The following is a 23,382-nucleotide window of genomic DNA, read 5'->3' as shown; positions in this document are numbered from 1 at the left end:
TCTGGGGCTGGGCGCGCGGCGGATCGATGCCCGCCGCGCGGCGGGGATCAGGCAGCGGAGAAGGCGCTTTCGAAGAAATAGCCGGCCTGGGCGGCGATCACGCGCTCCTTCACGCTCTCGCCGACCAGCACCGCGGTGCCGCCGCGCAGGCCCATCTCGCCCGGCTTCATCTCGCGCTGCGACGCGACGCGCTCGCCCCAGGTGAAGGTGCCGGCGAAGGTCGGCGTCTCGCGGCTAAGCACCGGCGCCTTGTAGGTGAGCGCGAGGTGGTTGCCCCACAGCCGGCTCATCTGCGCCGCCTGGCCCTTGCGCGCCTGGTTGCCGAACGCCTGGCCGACGACGACCTCGTTCACCTCGAACAGCGCCGCCACCTCGTCGCGGGTGACGAGGCCGCCGCCGCGATCGCCGCGGATCGCCTTCACGATGCTCGGCAGGCGGCGGAACTTGGTCCAGCCGCGCTGGCCGAACACCATCTGGTTGGGGCGCAGCAGCGACTTGTCGAGCGCGTCCGAGATGCGGGTTACGGCATTGCGCTCCGGGTCGGCGTCCGCGTCCTTGTTGTCGAACTGGTCGGTGCCCGCCAGCGTGACGCGCAGGCCGGGATCGTAGGTCGCAGGGTTGAAGATCAGCGCGGCGGCCCGGATTTCACGGCGCACCTCGATCAGCTCGGTCGTCAGCGCTGCGGCATTGCCGAGCGGGTCGTAGCGGGCATCGGCGTTGGCGACATCCGCCTGCGGCACCGGCGCCTCCAGGCCGTGATCCTCGGTGACGTCGGGCACCTCTACGCCGTCCATCGTCACCTGGTTCGCCTGGCCGCGCCGGCCGATCAGCGTGTCGGGCGTGTCGAAGAAGGTGTTCATGCCGTACTGCATGAACGTGAAGTTCTGTTTGCCGACCGTGATGCGCGGCACGACGATGTCGGCGATATAGCCCTGGTTCTTGTAGGCGATGGCGATCGCGGTGAGCGCGGGGTCGATGGGATAAGGCGAAACGGCCATGGGAAATGCGTCCTGAAAGCGGGTTGAAGCGGGCGTGAAAGGGGGCGTCAGCCGGTGACGAAGCCGGGTGCGGCGCGGTAGGCGACGATGTCGCCGGCGACGCCGGTCGACAGCGCAAAGCCGGCGATGCGCACGCGCACACCGGCGGCGGGCGCCGCCTCGACTGCGCGCCCGGCGGCGTCCGAGGTGATAGGTCGGCCGCGCCCAACGGGACCGCCCAGGCGGATTTCGGGCAGGCCGCCCAGCGCCACGTCGATCCGCTCGCCCTGCGCGGCGGCAAGTTCGACATTGCTGCCGAGGATGTCGTCGGTCGCCGCGGCGGCGGGGACGACACTCTGGTCGTCGGCACCGAACTTGACGAAGAGATAGGGGGCGATCGCCGCCCCGGCGCGGAAGGTCTTGATGAGACCGTCGGTACGTCCGGCCATGATGGGTGTCCTGTGGTGTGAGGGGGTGGGGGATCAGGCGGCCGGATCGTCGGCGACGATGCGGACGGCCTGCTGAATGGTCATCGCCGTGCCGGCGGCGCGGCTCTTCTCGGCGAAGGCGACCGCGCGTCGGGCGATCAGCGCAGGGTCGGCATCCGCGTCGGGGGCGGCGCGATCGGCGCCGGCATGTTCGCCCAGCGCGATCACCGGCTGCGCGCCGTCCAGCAGCGATCGGAACGCCGCGGCGGGCGTCATCCGGTTGGCATCGCCCTCGCCGAACGCGATCGGCTGCGTCGCGTCGAGATGGTCGAGCAGGCCGATCACCCGGTCGCGGCCCGCCGGTGCCAGCCGCGCGCCGGTGACGAGCGCCTCGGCGAAGGCGACGTGATCGGCATGCGCGGCGTCGCGCCGCTCCTTGGCCAGCGCCGCCTCGCGGGCGGCGATCGCGGTCTCTCGCGCGTCGAGCGCGGCGACCTGTTCGGCGAACGCGACTGCGTCCACCGGCTGCTCAGGTGCAGTCGTCATGGAAAATTCCTCGATGGTGAGTGTGACCGCGCCGGCCGGCGCGTCCGAAAAGGCGTAGGTGCCCAGCCCTTTGATCGCCGGCGCCGCCGCGCCGAGGAACCCGACGTGCTGGAGATACCAGTGGCCGGGCTTGGGGTTGGACGGGCTGTGGGGGGGATAGAGCTGCGGCGAGACCTTGCGGTAATGCCCGGCCTCCACCGCCTCGGCGAAGGCGGGCGCGACCTCGGACGGCAGCGCGACGAGATTGCCGTCCTCCATCGCGAGCGCGCCGACCCAGCCATAGGCGGGGGCGTCGGTGCTGGGATGGCCGACGACCAGCGGGGCGGGATCGCTGCCCGCGTCGTAGGACGCGATCAGGTCGTCGAGGTCCGCCTGCGCGAACGTGACCTTGGTGCCGTGAATATCGGTGAAGGTGCCGGGACGAAGGATGCGAATAGCGCGGGCCATGCCGCGGAATTACGCGCGCGCGCGATCAGCGCAGGACTTCCGCTCGCGGAAGCAGTGGGTTAGCTCTTGCTGAACAGGACGGGGATTAAGGCCATGATCACTATTGAAATTCGTAATCCCGATCGAGGAGTTCGCAGAGTTTTTCCAGATGAGGCATCCGCAATTGTGTGGGTGCAAGATGAGATCGCTCGATGGGAAAAAGCACTTGGACCAAATTTACAGAACAATCCGGGCGCCTACGCGGAGCCAGTGCTCGCGTGGCGCCATATAAAAGACGACATCGATGGTTTTCGGCGTAGAGGGCGAAACAAAACTTCGGAAAGAGAGTATTTTCTTGGAGATGAAACCGATAGTTTGGTAGAGATTAACTCTGCATATGGCAGGTCTTTAACGTATGTACTGAATAATCTGGGGGTAGATTCGGCAAATGCGGCCGCAATATATTATAGGATAGGATCCGGTGAACTAGACTGGAGTGATAATGTCCAATTTCGTGGCGTAGTGCTCTTTGAGATAATACTAAATACATACCGGCAATTTGAACAAGATAATGCTGAGCGGTCAGCCAGAGCAAAGGTCGATACAGTATCAGATCGTATTGATCAGATTAATGGATCAATATCAAAAATAGACGAGATGATCGCCTCTGTATCAGCGACGGTATTGCAACAGCGATCGGAGGTCGACGCGGAGTGGATGACCTATAAAGCGGAAGCCACTGAGAATTGGCGAAAACTTGCCGAGGAGGCGACGCATATCGAAGCGATAAACAAATCGGCGGTCGCAGCTGCAGAGAGCCGGTTTGCAGGTTCGATACAAGATGCGCAAACAAAGCTCGATGGTTGGATTTCCGCCCAGGGTGAGCAGCGCCAACTCGAAAAGCCCGCTGCGCTCTGGGCCGAGCGTGCCGGGAAGCACTCGAAACAGGCCGCCAAGTGGCAGTCCATGTCGATTATCGTTGGCATCGCGGGCTTGGTGTTCGCAGCGCTTGTCGCGGTGATCGCGTTCAAATTGGCGAAGCCGTTGTTCGACGCCGCCATCGTACCCGGCGCACCGGCCAAGTTGCTTGCGGGCACGCTGCGCCCCACCTTCCACTACGAGTTGATCTTCACCGGCGCGATCACGCTAGCCTGGCTGACCATGTACCTATGGGCGATGCGAATTCTCGTCCGGCTCTATACGACCGAACATCACCTCGCGATCGATGCCAGCGCGCGTGGTGCGATGATGGAGGCGTATCTTGGTCTGATCGAGGCGGACGCTGCCAACGCGGCCGATCGGCCGATCGTGCTTCAAGCGTTGTTCCGCCCGGTGCAGGACGGCATGGTGCGCGACGATGGTCCGCCTGGTATTACACCGGCCGCGCTGTTGTCGTCGATCGCCGGCGCGAAGGGCGGTAACAGCTAACCCCGCGCGATCCGCTCCAAGCGGCGGCGCTCGCGATCGTTGGCGTTGAGCCAGGCGATCGCAGGTACGCCAGCGGGGGTGCGCGGTAGGAAATCGGGATGGATGCCGCGCACACTGGCCCCGCGTGTATTGCAACCGACGTGACCGTTCCCGCCGCTGCAACGCATCATCGTGCCCAAACGCTGAAGGTCGATGTTCAACCGCAGGCTACGCCGCCGCGGATCGCGCGAGGCGAGCAGACAGCCAGGGACGAAATACCGACGGCGCCCGCATCCCCGACATGTGACCTCGACCACGATACCATGCCGGGCACAGTCGCCGATCGTCTCGCACCGGATCAGGCTCATCGTTCGACATCCTCGATCGCGGCGTAGCGTCGACGTGCCAGCTCTAGGAACGGTGGCGGGTCGCGCTGGATGAAGGCGCAGGCGTCGAGATAGAAGGTGCCGTCCTCGCGCCGGCCGTTGCGGCTCGCCAGCGCGTCGGCCACCGCCTGCCCGCGCGAGGCCCGCCATGGCCAGCAGCGATCGAACACGCGCAGGCGCCAGCGCGGGAAGCGGTCGGTTGGATTGGCGAGGATCACCGCGGCCGGCGGCCCCAGCCGCTCGCGCCGCTCCCAGCGGCGACGCCGATCGCCCGCTGCCACGATCAGCGCGCACGCTTCGGCATGGCTGATGAAACGGCCGGTCAGGGGATCGCGATTCATGCGCCGCGCCGCCATTCGCGTTCGGCATCGTCCAGCATCTCGAACATGTCGCCGTCGGCGCCGCGCGCGATCAGGTGCGCGCGTACCCCATCGGGATCAGCGCGTTGCGGAAACCGCGGATCGCGCGCCGCGCTGTCCGCCAGCTGCCCGATCCAGTCGATCCGCCCCTTCTGGGTGACGAGCCACCCGCCGAACTGCTGCTGCATATGACCTCCCGATTCGCAGAACAGAACAGGAACATGCCGCCGGGTCGGTCATCTGTCGAGTCCGTCGATCGCCAAGCCGCCGTCCTGCCCCTGTGCAGCCCGCACAGCGCGATGCGCACCCTTTCGGCGACCGGACATCGTCGAGCCGCTGACGCGCGCCTCCAGAGGCCTTACGGTCGCGATCGGAAGGATGGGGGATTCGATGCGAAAGGCACTGCTGGCCGCGCTGGCGCTCGCGGGGTGTTCAAGCCAGGCGCTGAAACCGGAGGATCAGGCGGCGGTCGAACGCTTCGCTGCTCAGGAACAAGCTCCGGCCCCCGCGCCGGTTGTGGCCAGCTGGTACGCGGGCGGCGAGCCGGGGTTTCTCGCGTGCGCCGAGATTAAGGCGCCGCCGGGGGCAGGCAAGCCGACGCTGCGGTTGGTGTACGATCTGGTGCGGAAATACGGGCAGGTCGAGATGCATGAGGGGTGGCACGCAGCCAACGGCGCTGGTGAAGCTGCACTTGAGAACAATCGTGTGTCATTTGATAGCGTCTGGCAGACTCATTGCACGACCCGAACCGTGGAAGGGCCGCGTCGAATATTGTGAGTATTGCTTTCAGCTACTCGCACTCCATAGTGTTCAACATGAGCATGGCAGAATTTGACGGTGATCGCCCGATCCGTACGGATGACGAAGACCGATTTGGCTTTTCATCATTAGCCGATCGCATCGCCGATGCGCTCACCGTACAACCCGGCAGTAAGGGTTTCGTCTTTGGCCTTGAGGGGAAATGGGGATCAGGGAAGTCCAGCTTACTCGCGCTTTCCCTCAAAAAGCTGCGCGCCATGGACACAGGAAAAGTTGCAGCGGTCGAGTTCCGGCCATGGCTCATCGGAGACCGCGATCAACTGCTGAACTCTCTTTTCGAGGAACTCGCCAAGGCGATTGCCGGCTTGGAACGCGAGGGAGGAGATGCGACGAGGGCAACGACGTTGGCCGCAAAGGATGTTGCGGCCCAGGTGAAGAGTTTCGCCCGTCATCTGGGTCCCGTCGGCAAATTAGCTGGCGTCGCTGGCCTATTTGTTCCCGGAGCGACCATTGCCGGTGATATCATCGAAAAGATCGCCGCCGCAGCCGCTGAGCAAACGGAAGGCCCCACTTTGGTAGAACAGAAGGAGAGGCTATCAGCGTCCCTCCTCAAGCTCGACTGTCGGATTGTCGTAACGATTGACGATGTCGACAGGCTGGAGCCGAAGGAAATTGCGGAGCTGCTGCGCCTTGTGCGTTCCGTCGCCGATTTTCCGAACGTGTCCTACCTGCTCTGCTACGACAGACGCATTCTTGCTCATGCAATCGAAGCGGGCATGGGCTTGCCCAACGGCAATAATTATCTCGAAAAGATTATTCAGACTGCAGTTGCGGTCCCGCAGCCAGAATCCTTCGCGCTCCGCCGCTGGTTCTCGACGCAGCTGCAAGGCTTCGCACAAGGTCGTCAAGACCGGGTCAGCCAGCTCCAGCAGGTCATTGATCAGACAGGTGGTCGAGTTATGGGCACACCCCGCGCCGTTGTCAGAGTGCTGGACAGCCTGCGGGTTTATTGGCCTAGTCTTCAGTCACGCGTGGATTTGGCCGATCTTGTATGGTTGCGCATGATCGCGGTTGGGCATCCAAATTTGTACGGCTGGATTGAGGAATATCTTGTCGCAAGCGTAGCCCTCTCCAGCGGTCGAGTAGTCGTATCGTCAGATCAGCAAGCGGAAATGGGAAAGGGCTTGAACGCCGCGCTTGCAGCCGACGGGCTTGAATGGGACAAAATTCAGTTTGAACTTGAGCGTCATCTGCCCGGAATCCAAACTCAAGCCTTCAATAAGAAGAAGGATGAACGTCTTTTTTACCAGTTAAAGAAAGGGCGTTATGGTGGAAGGAGTAACGACGGGCTGCTTGCCAATCCGAGTTATACACGCCTTTTCTTTACTCTTATAGACTCGCCGGACGCTGTAACGGAAGATGACGTTCAACGTCTTTTGACTGCAGCAAACGCGAGCGCCGAAAATGTAAAATATCTGATCGTCTTGATGGGGCTGCAAAAGGGTGACGCGGGCGCTAGCAAAGCCGAAAGATTGCTCGACGAGTTTCGGTACACGGACCGGGAGGTGTATAGCACATGGCCGCTGGAGGCTCTCGTGATGGGCCTGAGCGAAGCAGCGGATGATCTCGCCGCGGTTGGGATCGATGATTGGGGCTATCCCCAGGTCTGGTATCTGTTACGAGCTGTATTGCGGCAGCTCCATGACGGTGTGGAACCAGAACGGTTCCAGCGCCTTTTCCGGTTGCTATTTACCAACGGAACATCGCTTGGGTTTCTGACCTATCTGCTTCGGGACGAGACGTTCAATCAGGGGTTTTTCGGCGACCGTGGAAACGTGCACGAATGTCTGGCATCTGCTCAGACGTTCGAAGAGATTCGCATCGGTATGTTGCGTCGATACGACGCCATGGGTCTCGATGGCGTACTGAATCACCAAGCCGCGACGAATATCCTTTATGCCTGGTCACAGGCGGGCGGCCGGGACGACCTTAAAAGCCGCATCGAGGCCCGTGCGCAATCCGACGGCTGGTTGTTGACTTTTGTGTCTAAGCTTTACTCGGTGAATTCCTCGTTGTCGCTCGACGCACTATCGGCATTCTTCAAGCAGCCATCGAAGATCGTAAAGCGGCTCAGCCAGCTCGCACAAGGCGATCCCCCTGTGGCGGCCGCGGAAGCTGCAATCCGTTCACTCAAATCTAATATGCGCTTCGACGGAGAGGATCTCGACGCACTAATGGCAACTTGGCAGCAACACGAGGCGGACCAAACTGGTTAGGCCATGCAGCGCTATTTATTGTCGCGCAGACGATCGCTTGCATGCTTGTCGTATTCGGCCTTCGTTATCATACCAAGCCTTGTAGGTCGCAATCCCCTCTTCAAGCGCCATGCACGCGATATTATGCCCGCCGGCCTCCACCAGGGCCAGCGTGCGGCCGTAGTGGTCGTACCCGACCCGGTCGATCCGCACCTTGCCCTTCAGCATCGCCGCCAGCGCGTCCTTCGACGCATAGGGATCGCCCTCCACGCAGACGCGCCCGCGGCGGCAATGGCCGGGCATCTCCGGCGCATCGATGCCGAGCAGGCGGATCCGTTCGGTCCCGCATTTGATAGTGTCGCCGTCGATCGCGTGGCAGGGGACGGCCAGCGTCACCCAGGCAAGCGCGATCAGCGGCGCCATGGGTTGCCCACCACCTTGATCGCGCCGACGACGCGGCCCAGCACCTCGAACGTGCCCTCCTCGCTTTCCACCTCGACGACGATGTCGGTGTAGACCGGGTTGGCACTCTTCAGGACGATCGTCGCGCCCTGCATCTGAAGGCGCTTCACTAGCAGCGTGCCGTCGCGACGCACGACGTGCATGCCGTCGCGCGGGCGGTTCGCGCTGGTGTCGACCAGCACGCGGTCGCCGTCGCCGAACTCGGGTTCCTGGCTGTCGCCGACGACCGTCACCAGCTTGAGGTGCTTGGGATTGCCGAACTGGGCGAGCCAGGCGCTGGGGAAAGGCCAATAGCCCATCGGCTCCTGCCGATCGAAACTGAAGCGTCCGGCGCCGGCCGCGACCTCGATGTCGAATTCCGGCACGCTCAGCACGTCGCCGTCGTCGGTCGCGACATGGCCGTCGCGCATCTCGCCGCGGCCGAGCAGCAGCCAGTCCAGGCTGACCTCCAGCGCCGCGGCGATCGCGATCACCGCCTCGGTCTTGACGAAGCCCTTGCGACGGTAGCCGTTGAGCGTGCTGATCGGGATGCCTGCCGCATGCGACAGCCAGGCATAATCGCGGTGGCCCAGCGCTGCTGCGATGCGGTCCTCCATCGACTGATGATCAACATCGACGGTCATGCCGCATTCTCGCGACGAATTTTCGGCATCGCCCACCGTTCATGCTGACTTTTCGGCTTGCCGCCGCCCACATTTGAGCATAACGAGTTTTCAGGCCGACTTTTCGGCATGAATGATCCCCTCGCTGAGTTTTCAGCAGGCAACAGGTGGAGGCCGCGTTTGCACCGCGAAGACGTCAAGGCTGCGATCCGCAAACGCTTCGGCAGCCTCAAGGCGTTCGAACGCGCGGAAAATCTGCCGCTCAAGTCGGTCAGCGGAGTGTTGGCGGGTCGCAAGAGCGATCGCGTGCAGCGCGCCATCAACGGCCTCTTCCAAGATGCGCCGCGGGACATCCGGGGCGTGGTGGATAACTACCGGCCCGAAACTCGGTCTGGCAAGTCGGCATGACATTGGTCGGCCGCACCCATCTGTCCCCCAGCGAGATCGCAGCGCTCGCGCTGGACGGCCTGCCGGAAACGAAGCGCGGCGTGCAGCTGCTCGCCGAGCGGGCCGGCTGGGCGTCGATCGCGCGCGTCGGGCGGGGCGGCGGGCGGCAATATGCGGTCGCCGACCTGCCGGAAGCGGCGCGCCGCGACCTTGCCGATCGCTGGGCGGCGCAGGCGGGCGTCGCCGCGATCGGCCGGCCGAAGGGCACCGATTTCTTCACGCAGAACCCGGCGGTCGCCGATGCGGTGGAGGTGCTGCTCGCCGAACGGCCGCTGTCGGCCGCGCGCATCCTGGAACTGCTGTCGACGCGCTTTGCTGTGCTGCCCTCGCGCCGCACACTCGCCCGCTTCATCGGCCGGATCGAAGCCGAGAAACCCGCGCTGCTGGCCTCGATGCGCGATCCCGATCTGTACAAGAGCCGCTACCGCCTGGCGCTCGGTCGCGCCGACGCCGCCGTCACCCATGCGCATCAGGTGTGGGAGATCGACACCACCCGCGCCGACGTGCTGTGCCGCGAAGGGCGCAAGTCGATCCTGGGCATCGTCGACGTCTGGTCGCGCCGCACCTTCTACCTGGTCGTCGATTCCGAAAGCGCGCAGGCGGTGCGCCGCACGCTGGTCGCCGCGATCACCGCCTGGGGCGTGATGCCCGAACGGCTGCGCACCGATCAAGGTTCGGGCTACATCAACCAGACGATGGCGACCGCGCTGCCGCTGCTCGGCATCGAGCATGAGCCGGTGCCGCCCGCCAGCGGCGACAAGAAACCGTTCGTCGAGCGCATGTTCGGGACTTTCACCCGCGAACGCGCCGCGCTGCTCGACGGCTTCGCCGGCCACAATGTCGCGCAGGCGGCAAAGCTGCGCCAGGCGGCGAAGGTGCGCACCGGCCGCGCGGTGATCGTCCCCGAGCTGACCGCGGCCGAGCTGCAGGTCGTCATCAACGCCTGGCTGGACGGTGTGTACCACCTCCGCGACCATGCCGGCATCGGCGCCAGCCCGATATCGCGCTGGACCAATTCGCCGCGGCCCGCCCGCGCCGCGCCCGACGAGGCGGCGCTGCGCCTCGCGCTGTCCGCCGCGATCGGCCCCGCCACCGTCACCAAGCGCGGCGTGCAGTGGAAGCATGGTCGCTACTGGGCGGCGCCGCTCGCCGCCTGGGTCGGCCGGCAGGTGATGCTGCGCCGGGACGAGGATGATCTGGGCGCGATCTTCGTGTTCGATGCCGACGGCCAGTATATCGCGACGGCGGTCAATGCCGAACGCTCCGGCCTGTCGGAGGAGCGGTTCGCGGTCGAGGCCCGGCGCCAGCAGGCGGCATGGATGGCCGAGCAACGCGCCGAGCTGCGCGCCAAGCGCCGCGACTTTTCGTTCGAGCGCGCCCGCGACGACCTGCTGCGCCGCGATGCCGAGGCGGCGGGCAAGCTCGCGACGCTGCCCGTGCGGACCGCGGCGCACGTCACGCCGATGCTCGCCAGCATCCCCGACGCCGCCCCCGATCTGCCCGGCGACGCCGCGCTGGAGGCCGCGGTCCGCCGCGCGCCTGCGCGTGCCGTGCCCGTCTCGGTCGAGGACCGCATCGCCGACACCGACCGCATCCTTGCCGCGCACGATGCCGGCCAGGACGTCGCGGCGGATGCGCTCGCTGCCGCCCGGCTGCACGCCCAATCCTCCGAATATCGCGCGGACAAGATTCTGCGCGGCCCCTTTCAGGCGCGCCGATCCGCCGCGCCCGCCCCGCTTCAGCCCCTGAGGGAGATCAGCCAGTGACCGACTCCATGCCCACCCTGCGCGGGATCAGCGAACCCGCGCAGCTCACCAACATGCGCCTCGGCCTGTCGACGATGCTCGACTGCCAGGATGCCGAGGAAGGCTCGCCGCGGATGGGCCTGTTCTATGGCCCATCGGGCTACGGCAAGTCGGTCGCCGCGGCGACCGTCGCCGCCCGGCTCAACGCCGCGTACGTCGTCGCGAAATCGATCTGGACGCAGCGTTCGCTGCTGGAGGCGATCGCGGTCGAGATCGGCATCACCAGCCCCGCGCGCACCGCGCCGCGGCTGCTCGACCAGGTCGTCGATCAGCTGCTGGAGGAACCGCAGCCGCTGATCGTCGACGAGATGGATCACCTCGTGACAAAAAAGTCGGTCGAGATCATCCGCGACATCCACGACAATGCGCGCATTCCCGTGCTGATGATCGGCGAGGAGGCGCTGCCCGCCAAGCTGAAGGCGTGGGAGCGGTTCGACAACCGCATCCTGGTCGCCACGCCGGCGCAGCCCGCCGACCTGCGCGACGCGCGGCTGCTGCGTGCCTATTACTGCCAGAAGGTCGATGTCGCCGACGATCTGCTCGACGCGATCCTGGCGGCGACCGGCGGCATCACCCGCCGCCTCGTGACCAACCTGCAGATGGTGCAGAAGCACGCGATCGCCGCCGGCCGCGACCGGATCGCGCTGGCCGACTGGGACGGACGCAAGTTCCGCACCGGCGCGGTGCTGACGCGGAAGGCGGCTTGATGCCCGGCTATGCCGTCTATCTCGATGTCCGGCCGGAGGTGGAGGAACCGTTGTGGCGCGCGCTCAGCGACGCCGCGGCGCCCGCCACCGTCCACGAACTGCACCTTGCCACCGCGGCGCACCCCAACGCGATCCAGCACCGTCTGTCGCGCTGGGTCAGCGCCGGCCTGGTCACGCGGACGGAGGGTTCGCCCCGGCGCTTTGCCATGACCGACACGACCGAACGCACGCCGAGGCCCCCGCGCGTCGACCTTACCGGCCGCATCGCCGTGCGCCGCCGCACCGCGCGCGAGGCGCTGTGGAGCGCGATGCGCGTCCTGTCGCGTCACGGCAGCTTCGACGTGCCGACGCTGCAGATGACCGCGGGCGTCTCGCGCCGGTCGACGGAGGAGATGCTCAACGTCCTCCACCGCTCGGGCCACGTCCGCCAGCTCGCCCGCGGCAACAGCCAGACCGGCAGCTGGTCGACCTATCGCCTCGTCCGCAACACCGGGCCAAAAGCGCCGGTCGTGCGCCAGCAGGTGGCGGACGGCGTTCGTCGCCGCCTGGTCGTCGACGGCAACACCGGCATCGCCACCGACATCTCCCCCGCCGCGGTCAGCCTGCGGCGGAAGGATACCGACCCCGCTGCGGCCGGGGGGGAGGGTTAACCATGTCTATTAACCTCACCAACCGCGACAAGGCGCTTGCCGCCTGGGGGGCGGAGGCCCCCGCCTGGGTGCTGCTGCTCGCCGACGAATGCGACCGCAGCGGCCAGCGCATCGCCGGCAACCGCATCGGCTATAACAGCGCGGTCGTCAGCCGCATCGTCAACGCCAAATACCCCGGCGACCTCGCCGAGGTGGAAACGCTCGTCCGCGCTGCGCTCGGCGCCGAGCAGGTGATGTGCCCGGTGTTCGGGGTGACGCCGCTCAAGCGCTGCATCGCCAACCGCCGCCGCACCCGCCCCGCGAACTGGGCGCAGGTCCAGCTCGCCCGCGCCTGCCCCGACTGCCCCAACAACACCGACCGTCCCGAGGAGGATTGAATGACCGTTGCAACCGACCTGCAGACCCTTGTCGCCGACGTGTCGGCTGCGATCGCCAGCGGCAAGCCGATGGGCCGCACCGAACTGGAGGTGATGCGCCGCACCTTGTCCGCGGTCGCCACCGAAGCGCGCGCCGAGGAAAAAGCGGGGACGCTCGCCGCGATGGTGCTGCGCGACCTGTTCGCCGGCATCGAGAATCGCGCCGCCGACCTCTCCGGCCTCGCCGCTTTCCAGCGCGAGCGACTGGGCGCGGTCTTGCCCCGTGCTCCAGGGGTGCACTGATGGACGCGGACTCCCCCTACGACCACCTGATGTGGCGCCGCGGTGAGGCGCGGATCGGCGATTTCAGCTGCTCCAGCCGCGGTGGGCGCACGGTCATGCGGATCGAGCTGATCGTCACCACGCCCTGGGCGCTCGCGGATGTGTCGCGCGACCTCATGGAACTGAAGGCGACGGGGCAGGCCAAGCCGCCCCGTGCCACGCCAAGGACATCCTCATGACCGACATCATCCGGCTGACGCCGATGCACGGCTTTACCGCTTCGATCGCGCATGTCCTGCGCGATCCCGTTCCCAATCAGGCCGCGGGGATCGCCATCGGCCTGGATGGTGAAGGCGACGACCGGCGGCTTGCGCTGACCCTGCGGCATGCCGACGGCACCGCGCTCGTCTGCTACCTCAGCGATGCCGGCATGGGGCGGCTCGGCGACCTGATCGTGCGCGTCTATGGCGAAAGCGTCGTCGCCGCCGCCACCGCCGTCGTCGGGAGCGTCCAGTGACCGCGCCGGCCGTCGCGGCGATCGTCGCCGAGGTGGCGGAGGCGTTCGGCGTCACCGTGCCGGCGCTGCTGGAGCGCGACCGCGTGCTGCGCGCCCGCTTCGCGGCGGTGTGGGTGGCGCGCCAGGCGACCGGCGCGAGCTTCGCCGGGCTGGGGCGCGCGCTCGGCGAGCGCGATCATTCGACCACGCTCCACGCCCATCGTCGCGCGGAAGCACTGCGCGCGAGCGACGCGCCGTTCCGCCAGCTGACCGACCAGCTGCTGCGCGGCATCCTGGGGCACGATAAGCCATGATCGCGCCGCGCCGGGACTATCGTGCCGCGCAGGCCGACCGCGGCTACCAGCCGAGCTATGTCGCGGGCACCGCCTGCCCCGGCTGCGGGCACCGCGCCTGGCTGCTCGGCCGGCGCGCGGCGGAATGCGGACGCTGCGGCACCGCGCTGCCACTGGCGCCGGAGGTGGCGCATGGCTGAGCCTCGCCGCAAGCCGGCCGGTGGCGCCGACGCGCGCGTGCGCCTGATCCGCGCGGTGCGCGCCGCCTGCCGGGCGCAGGGGATCGGCGACGACGACCGCCGCGCGATCCAGCTCACCGCGACCGGCAAGGCGTCACAGGCCAACATGGACACGACCGACCTCGCCCGCGTGCTCGACCGGCTCAACCGCACGCAGGCGCCGCGGGGCGCCGATCGCGCGCATGTCGGCAAGGTCCGCGCCTTGTGGTGGACGCTCTACTGGCTGGGCGCGATCGACCAGCCCGACGATCGCGCGATCGGTGCGTTCGTAAAGCGCCAGACCGGCCGCGACGCGCTGCGCTTCCTCGACGCCCGAGCCGCGCATCGCGTGATCGAGGCGCTTAAGGACTGGGCAACGCGCGAAGGCGTGGCCTGGCCGATGCCGGGCGATCCGATCGCCGACCGCCGCGCCGTTGCGACCGCGATCGCCGCCCGCATCGATCCCGCCACCCCGGTCGATACGATGCTGCGCGCGATCCTGCCCGGTGATCCGGCGCAATGGCCGGCGGGCAGCTGGGACGAGGCGATTCGGGCGCTGGGCAAGCGCTGGCGCCGGGAGCGCGCGCGATGACGGACGCCGCCGTGCCCGCCCTGTCCGAGGCTGCCGCCGCGCTCGACCGCTGGCAGGCGCGTGGCCGGCTCCCGCGCCTCGACGAACTGCCGATCCCCGCCGACGTGCGGCCCGGCCCCGGCTGGACGCAGCAGATGACCGAGATGGCCGATCACATCGGCGCGTATACGACGCTGTGTATCGTCGCTCGATACGGTGGCACGCAGGTCTATATCGGCCGAGATCCCGCGCGTTCGCCCTTCGCCGAGGTGGTCGACGCAGCGACTGCGGCAGCGATCGCCGACATCTATGGCGGCAACCGGCTGCTCGTGCCGGTCGGACGGGTGGCGATCGCGCGCGCGCGGCGGGCTGTCGTCCTCGCTGCGGTACGTGCCAAGCGGATCAGCGGGGCGGACGCGGCCAAGGTGCTGGGCACGAGCCGCACGTATCTAAGTCACCTCCTCAACGAGACGGACGAGGGATGCGCCATGGAGCCGGCCGCGGCGGTATCACGCTTTCCCCGGCAGGGAGACCTCTTCGCATTGCTGACCGATCCTCGTTGCGATCGCCGCGCCTAAGGCTTATCCATTTCGCGAGTGGGCGCGCCCGTCACGGACCTGCAGGTTTGCCTCGACAGGCCGCACCGTTGGCTTGCCGCGACCAAGCCGCGCCGCCGCCAGATATGCACCAATCCGAGTGTGCTGTTTCGCTGTTGGCTCACCGAAATACATAGAAGACGATCTTCCAATCGTTCCTATAAATCGTTGTTCGGAACCAGAAAGCGAGGAAATCACCTATCGGTAAATAAGCCTGTCGATAGTGATTTCGAGACAAGCTTATTTCTGTTGACCGCACCGCTAAATCCCCCGAGCATGACGGGTGTCACAGAAGCTGATAATTATTCTGCGCGCGTGGCAGGGGGGGATAATGAAGGCGACGTGTTTTGTAGCAGCCGCGATTTTGCTGGCCGGGTTGACGGCTTGCGCAGATCCCGGGGAGCGGCTGTCTCAATATTATATAAAGCACCCGGAAGCCCTTCAAGAAGCGCTCAACCGCTTGGCTCAATATCAGGAGCAGGAGGATACCAAGGCCGTCATGGCGGCGATTTCCGCTAGCTCTTCCTGGTTGTACTCAGATGAATACGGAAATCGCTTGGGCAGCATGAATGCGCCGATCAAGGTGGCGATGTTCACGGACTATAATTGCGCAGTGTGCAAAAAAGCTATCAAATCATTAATCAACGATCCGAAATTCAAGAATGGGGAGGTTTCAATATTCATTCACGATCTTCCCATCCTGGGGGAGGATTCCGCATACTTCGCTCGGATCGGTATGATGGCGCAATCGAACGAAGAGCTCGCGGAATACTTTGAGGGATTGATGGCGATTGATCGGCCCAGTCGCGCCTACGCGGAAAAGCTTGCGATGAATGTCGGTATTGATCCGAAGGCAGCCATTACCGAACCTGCTCTGTCTAAGTCAGATGTGATTATCAGGCGAAACAGAGATTTTTTCAGGCGAGTCGGGGCTTCAGGAACACCTGTTTTTATAACAAGAGGAGAGCTGTTCAAGGGATGGAATCCTTTGAAGAAGCCCTTTTAGCGGGGGTGCAGGACAAAACCCCTACACCCCTCTCTTATCGCCTATTGTTACCCACAGCCACTTTCGCAGTTTTCCGCCTGCTGCCTGTACGAGTCTTCGCAGTAATATTGCGCATCGTAGTTGAGGCCTACGCAATTTTGCCACGCCAAGGAATCTGCGTCAGCGTGACAATTGTAGATGCATTCCTGACGCGCCTCCCATATTGGATCGTCGAACCTATCAGGATCGGCCACTCTTTTCAGGAGCGATTTTGCGTTGACGTTCCCCGATCCAGATCGAAGCAGTACTGCGTTTTTGAAGGGTTCTTCCGCCGAAAGCCTTGATGATACGGTAGCGGGAAATGCTCGTGTTGCGACGGCGTTTTTGTAACGTCCGTCAGGGCCAGTTTGTGCCGATTGCGCGAAGGCAGCAGATGGGAAAAGTAGAATCGCGGCGGCAATGGCTACGCTCTTCATCAATAATCCTCCCGTTTTACTCCGCTAGAATGCGGAACAACATGTTATGCATGCAGTAACTCGCTCCGCAAGAAATAAAAGGACGGTTATCTCATGAGATCCCTTTTGCGTATCGCCGCGATAGCAGCCTTGGCTTGCTTTGGGAGCTATGTATTTGCTCAGGATCAAGATATTGTAGTCAATGGGAAATTACCAAAAATGGCTGCCGGCGAGTGGGAGGTGCGCGAGACTTTGCCGGCCCGGATGCGCGGTCAGAGTGTCGAGACGCGGCAGCCACAGAAAGTGTGTGTGGGGGACAGAAACGGTCTGAGCGCGCTTCAGAGCGTCCTTGAGAGACAGCGCCGTGAAGGCATGATGGAAAAGTGTTCCACGGTTACTATCGACTTGAAAAATGACCGTCTTTCCGGCCGCCGGAGATGCAGCACGATATCGGTCGACTTTTCGTACCGATATTCCGGTATCATAAGCGATACGTCCTTTGAGATCGACGAGTATACCGACGTGCTGAACCGATCGGGGGGGCGCTCGTCTGGCAGGAAGACGATCATTGGCCGGTTGATTGGGCCGTGCGAGAAATCGGAAGGAACGGTGAATGATGGTAGCACCGCAGCGGCAATTCCGCTGGCCGTGCCTCCATTGTCAACGCGCCAGTCGCTGTCGAGTGAGGTCGAAACACGATCGCCACAGTCCGTGGCGCCGATTGCGCGTTCCGCTGAGATATCTCCGAGCATCATCGCGCCGGCCAGGCCTAGCGCGGATGTTTTGACTCCATCTGTGCCTCAGAAGGATAATGGTAACGAGGTGACCAGCCAGGATGATATTGTTGTCTTGGCCCGCAGTTTTCAGAGAATGAAGCTATCGATCAGGAAAGTCAGCAGAAGCGAGCGATTCTGCAGGGCGACCGAGAGCAGCGGCGACAAGAAAATCGATCGTATCGGATGCTCGGTTTTGCTCCGCTGCATCGAACGCGGCTTCGTTGAGAAGCAGGAGGTGACGATGTGCGTCAACAAGCGGATGGATGAACTTTTCCCACGAGGAAAGCGAGACTGAACGCATCGGGGGTGATCGCCGGGATCGCCCTTCCGGTTGCGGAAGGCGTCCCCGGCGCGTTCCTTCCAGCACACCCACCCCGACACAACCGGGGTGCGTTCATTGTCGTGGTTTCAAATTTGGACCGTCAGCTGGCAGGTCGCGGTCTTTCTCACGCCGATGATGGTCGGCTGCGCGGTGCTGTGGCTGAAGGCGCAGTTCGTCACCAAGGCGGACGCGGTCGTCGAGAAGAACCGCGTCGACGGCGCCTTCACCACGGTGCGCCAGGACGCGCGCGCCGAAAGCACGCGCATCGATGCCGAACTCGCCAGCGACCGGCGCGAGCGCGACGCCCGCTACGAGCGAATCAAGGATCAGCTGGGCGACCATGAAAGCCGGCTGAAGGTCGCCGAGGCCGAGCTGGTCAAGCCGCCGACCCGCCACGCGCTCAACACCGAGCTGACCAAGGTCGTCGCCTCGGTCCAGGGCCTCGAACGGCATATCGGCGGCCTGTCGAAGCAGCACGACACGACGCAGGAATATCTGCGCATGCTGATCGAGCGCGGGATGAGCGCCGAATGATCCCGCCGCTCGCACTCCCCATCGTCCGCCGCGCGATCCTCGACCTGCTGGAGGAGATCGGCGGCGAGCACAATCACGACACGCTCACGCTGCAGCTGCGCAGCCTGGGCCATCGCGTCGCCGCGCGCGACGTAGCCGAGCAGCTGCTGTGGCTGGGGGGAGCCGGGCTGGTCCATGCCGAGGCGCTGGGTCCCTATACCGTCGCGCGCGTACTCGCCGACGGCCGCGATGTCGCGACCGGCCAGCTGACGGTCGAGGGCGTCAGCCGGCACCGCACCGGGGACTAACGCCATGGCGCGCTCCACCATCGACGCGCTGCCGCCGGCGATCCTGGCGGCGGTGCATGACGCGATCGAGCGGCGCGAGACGATCGACGCGATCGTCGCGCGCATCCGCGACATGGGCGGCGACGCGTCGCGCTCAGCGGTCGGCCGCTACACCAAGGGCTTTGCCGAACTGGCGAAGCAGCAGCGCGACATGCGTAGCGTCGCCGAGGCGTTCGGTCGCGAATTCGGCAGCGCCGACGACCTGCAGGGCCGGATGATGATCCAGCTGATGACCTCGCTGACGACGCGCGTGCTGATGCCGCACATGACCGGCGAGGCGGAGGAGGATTTGTCCGTCCTCGACCTCTCGCGCCTGGCGAAGGCGGTGAAGGACGCGACCAGCGCGTCGAAGATCGACATCGAGCGCGAGGCGAAAATCCGCGAGGAGGAAGCGCGCCGCGCCCGCGAACGCGCTGCCGCCGATGCCGAAACCGCCGGCCGCGCCGCGGGCGCCAGCGAGGCGACGCTGCGCGCGGTACGGCTCGGCATCCTGGGGCTATCGGCATGACCCTGCCCGCCGAGGCGCCCGCCGTCCTGTTGCCCTATCAGATCGAGGCGATCGAGCTGAGCCATGCGCACCCGCTGTTCGTGTCGGAGAAGAGCCGCCGCACTGGGCTGACCTATGGCTTCGCGGCGGATGCGGTGCTGACCGCGTCGCCGGCACAGCGCCCGTCCAACGTCTATTACCTGGCCTACAACAAGGATATGACCCGCGAATTCATCGCCTATTGTGGCGATTTCGCGAAGGCGTTCGACGCCGCGGCGACCGCGTCCGACGAATTCTTGTTCGACGACGGGTCGGACAAGGGCATCCTGGCGCTTCGCATCGACTTCCCCAGCGGCAAGGCGATCGTCGCACTGTCGTCCAAGCCGCGGTCGCTGCGCGGCATGCAGGGCGTCGTCATCATCGACGAAGCCGCCTTCCACGACGACTTCTGGGGCGTGCTGAAGGCGGCGCTGGCGCTGCTGATGTGGGGTGGACGCGTCGTCGTCATCTCGACGCATGACGGCGCCGACAATCCGTTCAACGAGCTGATCGGCGAGATTCGCGGCGGGCAGCGCAAGGGCGTCGTCCAGCGGCTGACGCTGAAGGATGCGATCGCCCACGGCCTCTACCGCCGCATCTGCCTGCGCACCGGCAAGACATGGACCGCCGAAGGTGAGGCGGCGTGGGAGGCGGACCTGCGCAACACCTACAAGGACGCCGCGGAGGAGGAGCTGGACGTCGTCCCCGCCAAGGGATCGGGCGTCTTCCTGCCGCGCGCGACGGTCGAGGCGTGCATGTCGCCCGCCTATGCCGTCGTCCGCCTCGTGCCCGGCAAGGATTTCGACACCGCCGGCGGTCTGCTGGCGGGGCCGGGCGCGCCGATCGGCGACGCCGTGCGCGACGCAGTGCGCGCCTGGCGTGAGGCGTGGATCGACGAGTGGATCGAGCGCGTGCTGGCGCCCGTCGTCGCGACCTTCGATCCCCACGCCCGGTCGTTCTTCGGCCAGGATTTCGCGCGTTCGTCCGACCTTTCCGTGATCGCCTGCGGGCAGGAGGATGCGCAGCTCGTCCTTCACAACCGCCTCGGCATCGAGATGCTGGGCGTGCCCTTCTGGGCGCAGTTCCGCATCCTCGTCTGGCTGTGTCGCACGCTGCCCAACTGGTCGGCCGGCAAGATGGACGCGCGCGGCAACGGCCAGCAGCTCGCCGAAGACATGGTCGAGGAATTCGGCGCCGACCGGATCGAGGGCGTGATGGCGACGCAGGCGATCTACCTCGCGCGCATGCCCCGGCTGAAGGCGCGGTTCGAGGATCGCACCCTGCTGATCCCGCGCAGCGACGGCGTGCTCGACGACCTGCGCCTCGTAAAGCTGGTGCGCGGCGTGCCGATGGTGGTCGACCGGATCGACGCCAAGGCGGACGGCGCCAAGGGCAAGCGCCACGGCGACTATGCGATCGCGCTGATGAACCTGGTCGGCGCGGCGGACGAGGATGTCCAGCCGATCGACGTGCACGCCGCCGGCCAGCCGCGCAGCCAGAGCGGCGACTATGAAACGACGGACACCGGCTTCGGCACGGTGCGCCGGCACGATCGCTTCGGCGGCCGGGGGGATTGGTGATGGTGTGGCCCTTTTCCCGCAAGGCGCCCGCGCGCGTGCCCGCCGACCTTGCCGCCAGCATCGCGACGACCGGCGATGGCCGCGACATCACCCGGCCCTACATCCAGGACCTGCAGCAGGCGCGCGACCCGAAGCTCGGCGCCTCGCCCGACTGGGGCGTCTACGAACGCATCCGCCGCGACGACCAGGTGAAAAGCTGTATGGAGCAGCGTATCCGCGCGGTGGTCAGCCGCGAATGGGACGTGCTGCCCGGCGACGAGGCGGACCCCCGCGCCGTCGCCGCGGGCGATGCGCTGAAGGCGACACTGGAGCGGATCGGCTGGGACCGGCTGACCGAAAAGATGCTGTGGGCGAGCTTCTACGGGATCCAGGTCGCCGAACTGCACTGGGGCATGCTCGACGGCCTGCTGACTTGGGTGCCGGGCGCGCAGAGCCTGCCGATCCACGTCCGCCACGCGCGCCGCTTCCGCTATGACGCCAGGGGCGACCTGCGCCTGCTCACCCGCACCGCGCCCGCGGGCGAGGCGTTGCCGCCGCGCAAGTTCTGGGTGGTGACGGCGGGCGGCACCGACGACGACACGCCCTATGGCGAGGGGCTGGCGGAATGGCTCTACTGGCCGACGCTGTTCAAGCGGAACGGCGTCCGCTTCTGGAACATCTTCCTCGACAAGTTCGCGGTGCCGACCGCCAAGGGCATCTACCCGCGCGGACCGGCGCAGAAGGACATCGACAAGCTGCTCGCCGCGATCCAGGCGATCGCCAACGACAGCGGCTTCGCGATTCCGGCGGGCATGGATGTCGAGCTGCTGACGCTCGCCCAGTCCGGCGCCGATTTCCAGGCGGTCTGCCGCTACATGGACGGCGCGATCGCCAAGGTGATCCTGTCGCAGACGATGACGACCGACAACGGGTCGAGCCGTGCGCAGGGCGAAGTCCACGCCGACGTGAAGCTGGAGGTCGTGAAGGCCGATGCAGACCTGTTGTCGGACGGGTTCAACGCCGGCCCGGCACGCTGGTGGACCGACCTCAATTTCGGTGCCGACGTGGCGTCCCCGCGCGTCGTGCGCATCGTCGAGGAAGAGGACGACCTGAAGGCCGCGGCGGACACCGACGAGGTGCTGGGCCGCCTGGGCTGGGTGCGAACCGACGACAGTTTCCGCGACCGCTATGGCGACGGCTACGAACGCAAGGCCGCCCCCACGCCGGTCGAGCCGCCCGCCGGTGCGGATGCGCCGCCCGACGCGCCGCCCGCAGCCGCCAACGATGCCGCGCCGCTGAAGGTGGCGCTGGCCGAGGCGCTCGTGCCCGTCCTCCACCCCCGCGACGTGGTGGACGAGGCGGTGGAGGCGGCGATGGCCGACGAGGGCTGGCGCCGCGCCGCGGACGCGTTGGTCGATCCGCTCGTCCGCCAGCTCGCCGCCGCGCGCTCGCCCGACGAGGCCGCCGCGATCCTGGCGCGCGAGGCGGAGCTGGCCGACCTCGACCCGCTGGTCGAGCGGCTGGCACGCGCCGGCTTCGCGCTGCGCCTCGACGCGCTGACCGATCCGGGCGGAGACGCCTGATGGCCGACGACGCCGATCGCGCCGGCGACATCGCCGACCGCCTGCTCGAACGCCAGATCGCGGGCGCGGTGCGTGTTGTGCCGGCCGGGGAGCCGGGCGACTGCCGGACGTGCGACAGCTGGTCGCCGCGCCTCGTCGGCGGACGCTGCGCCCCCTGCCGCGACGGGCGCCGCCGATGACCCGCCGCCTGACCCGCCCTCAGCGCCGGGCGCTGGCCACGCTCGACCCTGTGATCCTGCGCCAGTTCGCCGACCTGCAGGCGCAGGGCGTCGCCTGGGCGACGCTGGTCAGCCTGATGCGCGATGCCCCCGGCCGCCCGGCGCTCGCGCGACAGGTCGACCTCAAGCCCGCGACGTGGCTGAAGGTGCCCTACATCAGCTTCTTCCGGCTGACCGATGCGGGGATCGCCCGGCAAAACTTGTAGCGGAGGGAGCAGTCGCGATTCAGGCGTGAGCCACCTCGACGTTGAGTGCGAAAAGATGAAGTGGGTAGATCAGTGTGCGTTTGTCGAAGATCGTCGCTTACACAAATGTTCGTCAGAAAAGCGTTGGTGGCAACGGCGAAACAGGGCCGGCGTCTTTCACATCATTGTAGAGGATAACTCCCTCGATCCGACCTTTAACCTCGTGGCCGATCACCAAAGCGGCTTGCAGGTTCTCGGGGCCTGTGCCGCCCGAAAAAAAGCCCTTCTGAACTGCGCTCACAATGCGTTGCATCGCAATGGATGCACCCACGCAGCTGTCGATCGCTCCGTCGGTCAGTCCAGGCATTCTCGCAAGAATATCCAAAGTTCCAGACTTGTATGCGGCTTGGGCGCCGAAGCGGTTCGTCTCTTTTCGGAAATCGGCCGTCGCGCCTCTTTCAGGATTTGTCGGATCATAAGCGGCTTGTACGCGGGATACCGTGTCACGAAGGAGGTCAAGCGCCCCCGAAACGGCATTGGCCACCTCACGGTAACGCATCGCGATCGCGGCTTCCTCGGCCTTGGCTGCCGCATCCGCTTTTTTCTGTTCTTCGTCTTTACGAGCTTTATCTACCGCCTTCGCATCCTCCTTCGCCTGGTTAGCGACTTTTTGAGGGATACGGATGGACGCCCAAACAGCTGCCCCCGTTGCGATGACCGCCACAATCGCGACAACCATCGCGCCAAGCGTGGCAACCGCCGAAAATGCGGTCCATTCATTGGGTGTAAGGCTGTACCATCCCCAAGCTATTTTTGTTGTTGCTTCGCTATTCATTTCACTCGCCAAAAATCGCGGTCTGGTCGGCACGTTAGTTCGATGAACAT

The 23,382-nt window shown here is 65.6% G+C and carries 34 protein-coding genes; 24 read left to right on the top strand and 10 right to left on the bottom strand.

Features of this window, described 5'->3' with window-relative positions:
- Window positions 1-47: 47 nt before the first annotated feature.
- The 3 genes from SPHME3_RS0104035 to SPHME3_RS0104025 are packed head-to-tail and all read right to left on the bottom strand — an operon-like array spanning window position 48 to window position 2,398.
- Window positions 48-998, bottom strand: coding sequence for a hypothetical protein (locus SPHME3_RS0104035; protein WP_017980567.1), 951 nt, complete (start codon window positions 996-998; stop codon window positions 48-50).
- Window positions 999-1,045: 47 nt separating this feature from the next.
- Complete coding sequence (locus SPHME3_RS0104030) at window positions 1,046-1,426, bottom strand: DUF2190 family protein (RefSeq protein ID WP_017980568.1); 381 nt, start codon at window positions 1,424-1,426, stop codon at window positions 1,046-1,048.
- A gap of 33 nt (window positions 1,427-1,459) precedes the next feature.
- The gene (locus SPHME3_RS0104025; protein WP_017980569.1) at window positions 1,460-2,398 is read right to left on the bottom strand and encodes a hypothetical protein; all 939 of its coding nucleotides are present in this window, start codon (window positions 2,396-2,398) and stop codon (window positions 1,460-1,462) included.
- Between the two features lie 93 nt (window positions 2,399-2,491).
- On the opposite strand from SPHME3_RS0104025, the gene SPHME3_RS20970 reads away from it, so the two are divergent.
- Window positions 2,492-3,805, top strand: a complete 1,314-nt coding sequence (locus SPHME3_RS20970; RefSeq protein WP_145957887.1) for a DUF6161 domain-containing protein — start codon at window positions 2,492-2,494, stop codon at window positions 3,803-3,805.
- On the opposite strand, the gene SPHME3_RS0104015 is transcribed toward SPHME3_RS20970, so the two are convergent.
- From SPHME3_RS0104015 to SPHME3_RS0104005, 3 genes are read right to left on the bottom strand one after another with little or no spacing between them, the layout of a single operon-like run.
- Window positions 3,802-4,152: a hypothetical protein gene (locus SPHME3_RS0104015; RefSeq protein WP_017980571.1), complete on the bottom strand. Its 351-nt coding sequence runs from the start codon at window positions 4,150-4,152 to the stop codon at window positions 3,802-3,804. The genes SPHME3_RS20970 and SPHME3_RS0104015 overlap by 4 nt on opposite strands.
- Window positions 4,149-4,511, bottom strand: coding sequence for a hypothetical protein (locus SPHME3_RS0104010; protein WP_231292065.1), 363 nt, complete (start codon window positions 4,509-4,511; stop codon window positions 4,149-4,151). Before SPHME3_RS0104010 ends, SPHME3_RS0104015 begins: the two co-directional genes overlap by 4 nt.
- Window positions 4,508-4,717, bottom strand: coding sequence for a YozE family protein (locus tag SPHME3_RS0104005; RefSeq protein ID WP_017980573.1), 210 nt, complete (start codon window positions 4,715-4,717; stop codon window positions 4,508-4,510). Before SPHME3_RS0104005 ends, SPHME3_RS0104010 begins: the two co-directional genes overlap by 4 nt.
- A 202-nt stretch (window positions 4,718-4,919) precedes the next feature.
- Between SPHME3_RS0104005 and SPHME3_RS0104000 the strand changes: the two genes are divergently transcribed.
- Entirely contained in the window at window positions 4,920-5,306 is a 387-nt protein-coding gene (locus tag SPHME3_RS0104000) for a hypothetical protein (protein WP_020486641.1), read from the top strand.
- 38 nt (window positions 5,307-5,344) lie between these two features.
- Window positions 5,345-7,564 (top strand): KAP family P-loop NTPase fold protein, encoded by a 2,220-nt coding sequence (locus SPHME3_RS0103995; protein WP_231376740.1) that lies wholly within the window; start codon window positions 5,345-5,347, stop codon window positions 7,562-7,564.
- Window positions 7,565-7,579: 15 nt separating this feature from the next.
- Here SPHME3_RS0103995 and SPHME3_RS0103990 read toward each other — a convergent pair whose 3' ends face one another.
- Window positions 7,580-7,966, bottom strand: a complete 387-nt coding sequence (locus SPHME3_RS0103990; RefSeq protein ID WP_017980576.1) for a thermonuclease family protein — start codon at window positions 7,964-7,966, stop codon at window positions 7,580-7,582.
- Window positions 7,954-8,628, bottom strand: coding sequence for a LexA family transcriptional regulator (locus tag SPHME3_RS0103985; protein ID WP_018250573.1), 675 nt, complete (start codon window positions 8,626-8,628; stop codon window positions 7,954-7,956). Before SPHME3_RS0103985 ends, SPHME3_RS0103990 begins: the two co-directional genes overlap by 13 nt.
- A gap of 159 nt (window positions 8,629-8,787) precedes the next feature.
- Between SPHME3_RS0103985 and SPHME3_RS0103980 the strand changes: the two genes are divergently transcribed.
- From SPHME3_RS0103980 to SPHME3_RS0103920, 13 genes are all read left to right on the top strand, one after another.
- Complete coding sequence (locus SPHME3_RS0103980; RefSeq protein WP_017980578.1) at window positions 8,788-9,015, top strand: helix-turn-helix domain-containing protein; 228 nt, start codon at window positions 8,788-8,790, stop codon at window positions 9,013-9,015.
- A complete protein-coding gene (locus tag SPHME3_RS0103975; RefSeq protein ID WP_017980579.1) occupies window positions 9,012-10,820 on the top strand; it encodes a Mu transposase C-terminal domain-containing protein in 1,809 nt (602 codons plus the stop codon). Before SPHME3_RS0103980 ends, SPHME3_RS0103975 begins: the two co-directional genes overlap by 4 nt.
- Window positions 10,817-11,566 (top strand): AAA family ATPase, encoded by a 750-nt coding sequence (locus tag SPHME3_RS21275; protein ID WP_020486643.1) that lies wholly within the window; start codon window positions 10,817-10,819, stop codon window positions 11,564-11,566. Before SPHME3_RS0103975 ends, SPHME3_RS21275 begins: the two co-directional genes overlap by 4 nt.
- The gene (locus tag SPHME3_RS0103965; protein ID WP_017980581.1) at window positions 11,566-12,216 is read left to right on the top strand and encodes a hypothetical protein; all 651 of its coding nucleotides are present in this window, start codon (window positions 11,566-11,568) and stop codon (window positions 12,214-12,216) included. The genes SPHME3_RS21275 and SPHME3_RS0103965 overlap by 1 nt, the downstream gene beginning before the upstream one ends.
- Before the next feature lie 2 nt (window positions 12,217-12,218).
- Window positions 12,219-12,593, top strand: a complete 375-nt coding sequence (locus SPHME3_RS0103960) for a hypothetical protein (RefSeq protein WP_017980582.1) — start codon at window positions 12,219-12,221, stop codon at window positions 12,591-12,593.
- Window positions 12,594-12,875: a hypothetical protein gene (locus SPHME3_RS0103955; RefSeq protein WP_017980583.1), complete on the top strand. Its 282-nt coding sequence runs from the start codon at window positions 12,594-12,596 to the stop codon at window positions 12,873-12,875.
- The gene (locus SPHME3_RS0103950) at window positions 12,875-13,093 is read left to right on the top strand and encodes a hypothetical protein (RefSeq protein WP_017980584.1); all 219 of its coding nucleotides are present in this window, start codon (window positions 12,875-12,877) and stop codon (window positions 13,091-13,093) included. Before SPHME3_RS0103955 ends, SPHME3_RS0103950 begins: the two co-directional genes overlap by 1 nt.
- Window positions 13,090-13,371, top strand: coding sequence for a hypothetical protein (locus SPHME3_RS0103945; protein ID WP_017980585.1), 282 nt, complete (start codon window positions 13,090-13,092; stop codon window positions 13,369-13,371). Before SPHME3_RS0103950 ends, SPHME3_RS0103945 begins: the two co-directional genes overlap by 4 nt.
- A complete protein-coding gene (locus SPHME3_RS0103940) occupies window positions 13,368-13,664 on the top strand; it encodes a helix-turn-helix domain-containing protein (protein WP_017980586.1) in 297 nt (98 codons plus the stop codon). The genes SPHME3_RS0103945 and SPHME3_RS0103940 overlap by 4 nt, the downstream gene beginning before the upstream one ends.
- On the top strand, window positions 13,661-13,843 hold the full coding sequence (locus SPHME3_RS0103935; RefSeq protein WP_017980587.1) for a hypothetical protein: 183 nt from the start codon (window positions 13,661-13,663) through the stop codon (window positions 13,841-13,843). Before SPHME3_RS0103940 ends, SPHME3_RS0103935 begins: the two co-directional genes overlap by 4 nt.
- Window positions 13,836-14,453 (top strand): regulatory protein GemA, encoded by a 618-nt coding sequence (locus SPHME3_RS0103930; protein WP_017980588.1) that lies wholly within the window; start codon window positions 13,836-13,838, stop codon window positions 14,451-14,453. The genes SPHME3_RS0103935 and SPHME3_RS0103930 overlap by 8 nt, the downstream gene beginning before the upstream one ends.
- Window positions 14,450-15,010, top strand: coding sequence for a hypothetical protein (locus SPHME3_RS0103925; protein ID WP_020486644.1), 561 nt, complete (start codon window positions 14,450-14,452; stop codon window positions 15,008-15,010). Before SPHME3_RS0103930 ends, SPHME3_RS0103925 begins: the two co-directional genes overlap by 4 nt.
- Window positions 15,011-15,311: 301 nt before the next feature.
- Window positions 15,312-16,034: a thioredoxin domain-containing protein gene (locus tag SPHME3_RS0103920; RefSeq protein ID WP_018250572.1), complete on the top strand. Its 723-nt coding sequence runs from the start codon at window positions 15,312-15,314 to the stop codon at window positions 16,032-16,034.
- A 47-nt stretch (window positions 16,035-16,081) separates the two neighbouring features.
- On the opposite strand, the gene SPHME3_RS20960 is transcribed toward SPHME3_RS0103920, so the two are convergent.
- Window positions 16,082-16,489 carry a hypothetical protein gene (locus tag SPHME3_RS20960; RefSeq protein ID WP_145957888.1) on the bottom strand — a complete coding sequence of 136 codons (408 nt, stop codon included), beginning with the start codon at window positions 16,487-16,489 and terminating at the stop codon, window positions 16,082-16,084.
- Window positions 16,490-16,582: 93 nt separating this feature from the next.
- Here SPHME3_RS20960 and SPHME3_RS20615 point away from each other — a divergent pair, with 93 nt between their 5' ends.
- The 8 genes from SPHME3_RS20615 (at window position 16,583) to SPHME3_RS0103880 (ending at window position 22,518) form a co-directional block, all read left to right on the top strand.
- Entirely contained in the window at window positions 16,583-17,539 is a 957-nt protein-coding gene (locus tag SPHME3_RS20615) for a hypothetical protein (protein WP_231376739.1), read from the top strand.
- 102 nt (window positions 17,540-17,641) lie between these two features.
- Entirely contained in the window at window positions 17,642-18,100 is a 459-nt protein-coding gene (locus SPHME3_RS0103910; protein ID WP_017980592.1) for a hypothetical protein, read from the top strand.
- Window positions 18,097-18,387, top strand: a complete 291-nt coding sequence (locus SPHME3_RS0103905) for a hypothetical protein (RefSeq protein WP_017980593.1) — start codon at window positions 18,097-18,099, stop codon at window positions 18,385-18,387. The genes SPHME3_RS0103910 and SPHME3_RS0103905 overlap by 4 nt, the downstream gene beginning before the upstream one ends.
- Before the next feature lie 4 nt (window positions 18,388-18,391).
- Window positions 18,392-18,934 (top strand): phage protein Gp27 family protein, encoded by a 543-nt coding sequence (locus SPHME3_RS0103900; protein WP_017980594.1) that lies wholly within the window; start codon window positions 18,392-18,394, stop codon window positions 18,932-18,934.
- Window positions 18,931-20,532 carry a hypothetical protein gene (locus tag SPHME3_RS0103895; protein ID WP_017980595.1) on the top strand — a complete coding sequence of 534 codons (1,602 nt, stop codon included), beginning with the start codon at window positions 18,931-18,933 and terminating at the stop codon, window positions 20,530-20,532. Before SPHME3_RS0103900 ends, SPHME3_RS0103895 begins: the two co-directional genes overlap by 4 nt.
- The gene (locus SPHME3_RS0103890; RefSeq protein ID WP_017980596.1) at window positions 20,532-22,094 is read left to right on the top strand and encodes a DUF935 domain-containing protein; all 1,563 of its coding nucleotides are present in this window, start codon (window positions 20,532-20,534) and stop codon (window positions 22,092-22,094) included. Before SPHME3_RS0103895 ends, SPHME3_RS0103890 begins: the two co-directional genes overlap by 1 nt.
- Window positions 22,094-22,273 carry a hypothetical protein gene (locus tag SPHME3_RS0103885; RefSeq protein WP_017980597.1) on the top strand — a complete coding sequence of 60 codons (180 nt, stop codon included), beginning with the start codon at window positions 22,094-22,096 and terminating at the stop codon, window positions 22,271-22,273. The genes SPHME3_RS0103890 and SPHME3_RS0103885 overlap by 1 nt, the downstream gene beginning before the upstream one ends.
- On the top strand, window positions 22,270-22,518 hold the full coding sequence (locus tag SPHME3_RS0103880) for a hypothetical protein (RefSeq protein ID WP_017980598.1): 249 nt from the start codon (window positions 22,270-22,272) through the stop codon (window positions 22,516-22,518). Before SPHME3_RS0103885 ends, SPHME3_RS0103880 begins: the two co-directional genes overlap by 4 nt.
- A gap of 112 nt (window positions 22,519-22,630) precedes the next feature.
- Here the strand turns inward: SPHME3_RS0103880 and SPHME3_RS0103875 are convergent, their stop codons facing one another.
- Window positions 22,631-23,332 (bottom strand): hypothetical protein, encoded by a 702-nt coding sequence (locus SPHME3_RS0103875; protein ID WP_231372471.1) that lies wholly within the window; start codon window positions 23,330-23,332, stop codon window positions 22,631-22,633.
- Window positions 23,333-23,382: the final 50 nt, after the last annotated feature.

This window comes from Sphingomonas melonis DAPP-PG 224, from assembly GCF_000379045.1.
Classification (GTDB): domain Bacteria; phylum Pseudomonadota; class Alphaproteobacteria; order Sphingomonadales; family Sphingomonadaceae; genus Sphingomonas; species Sphingomonas aquatilis.
The sequence above is the reverse complement of the archived record's forward strand: the minus strand, read 5'-3'. Positions and strand labels throughout refer to the sequence as shown.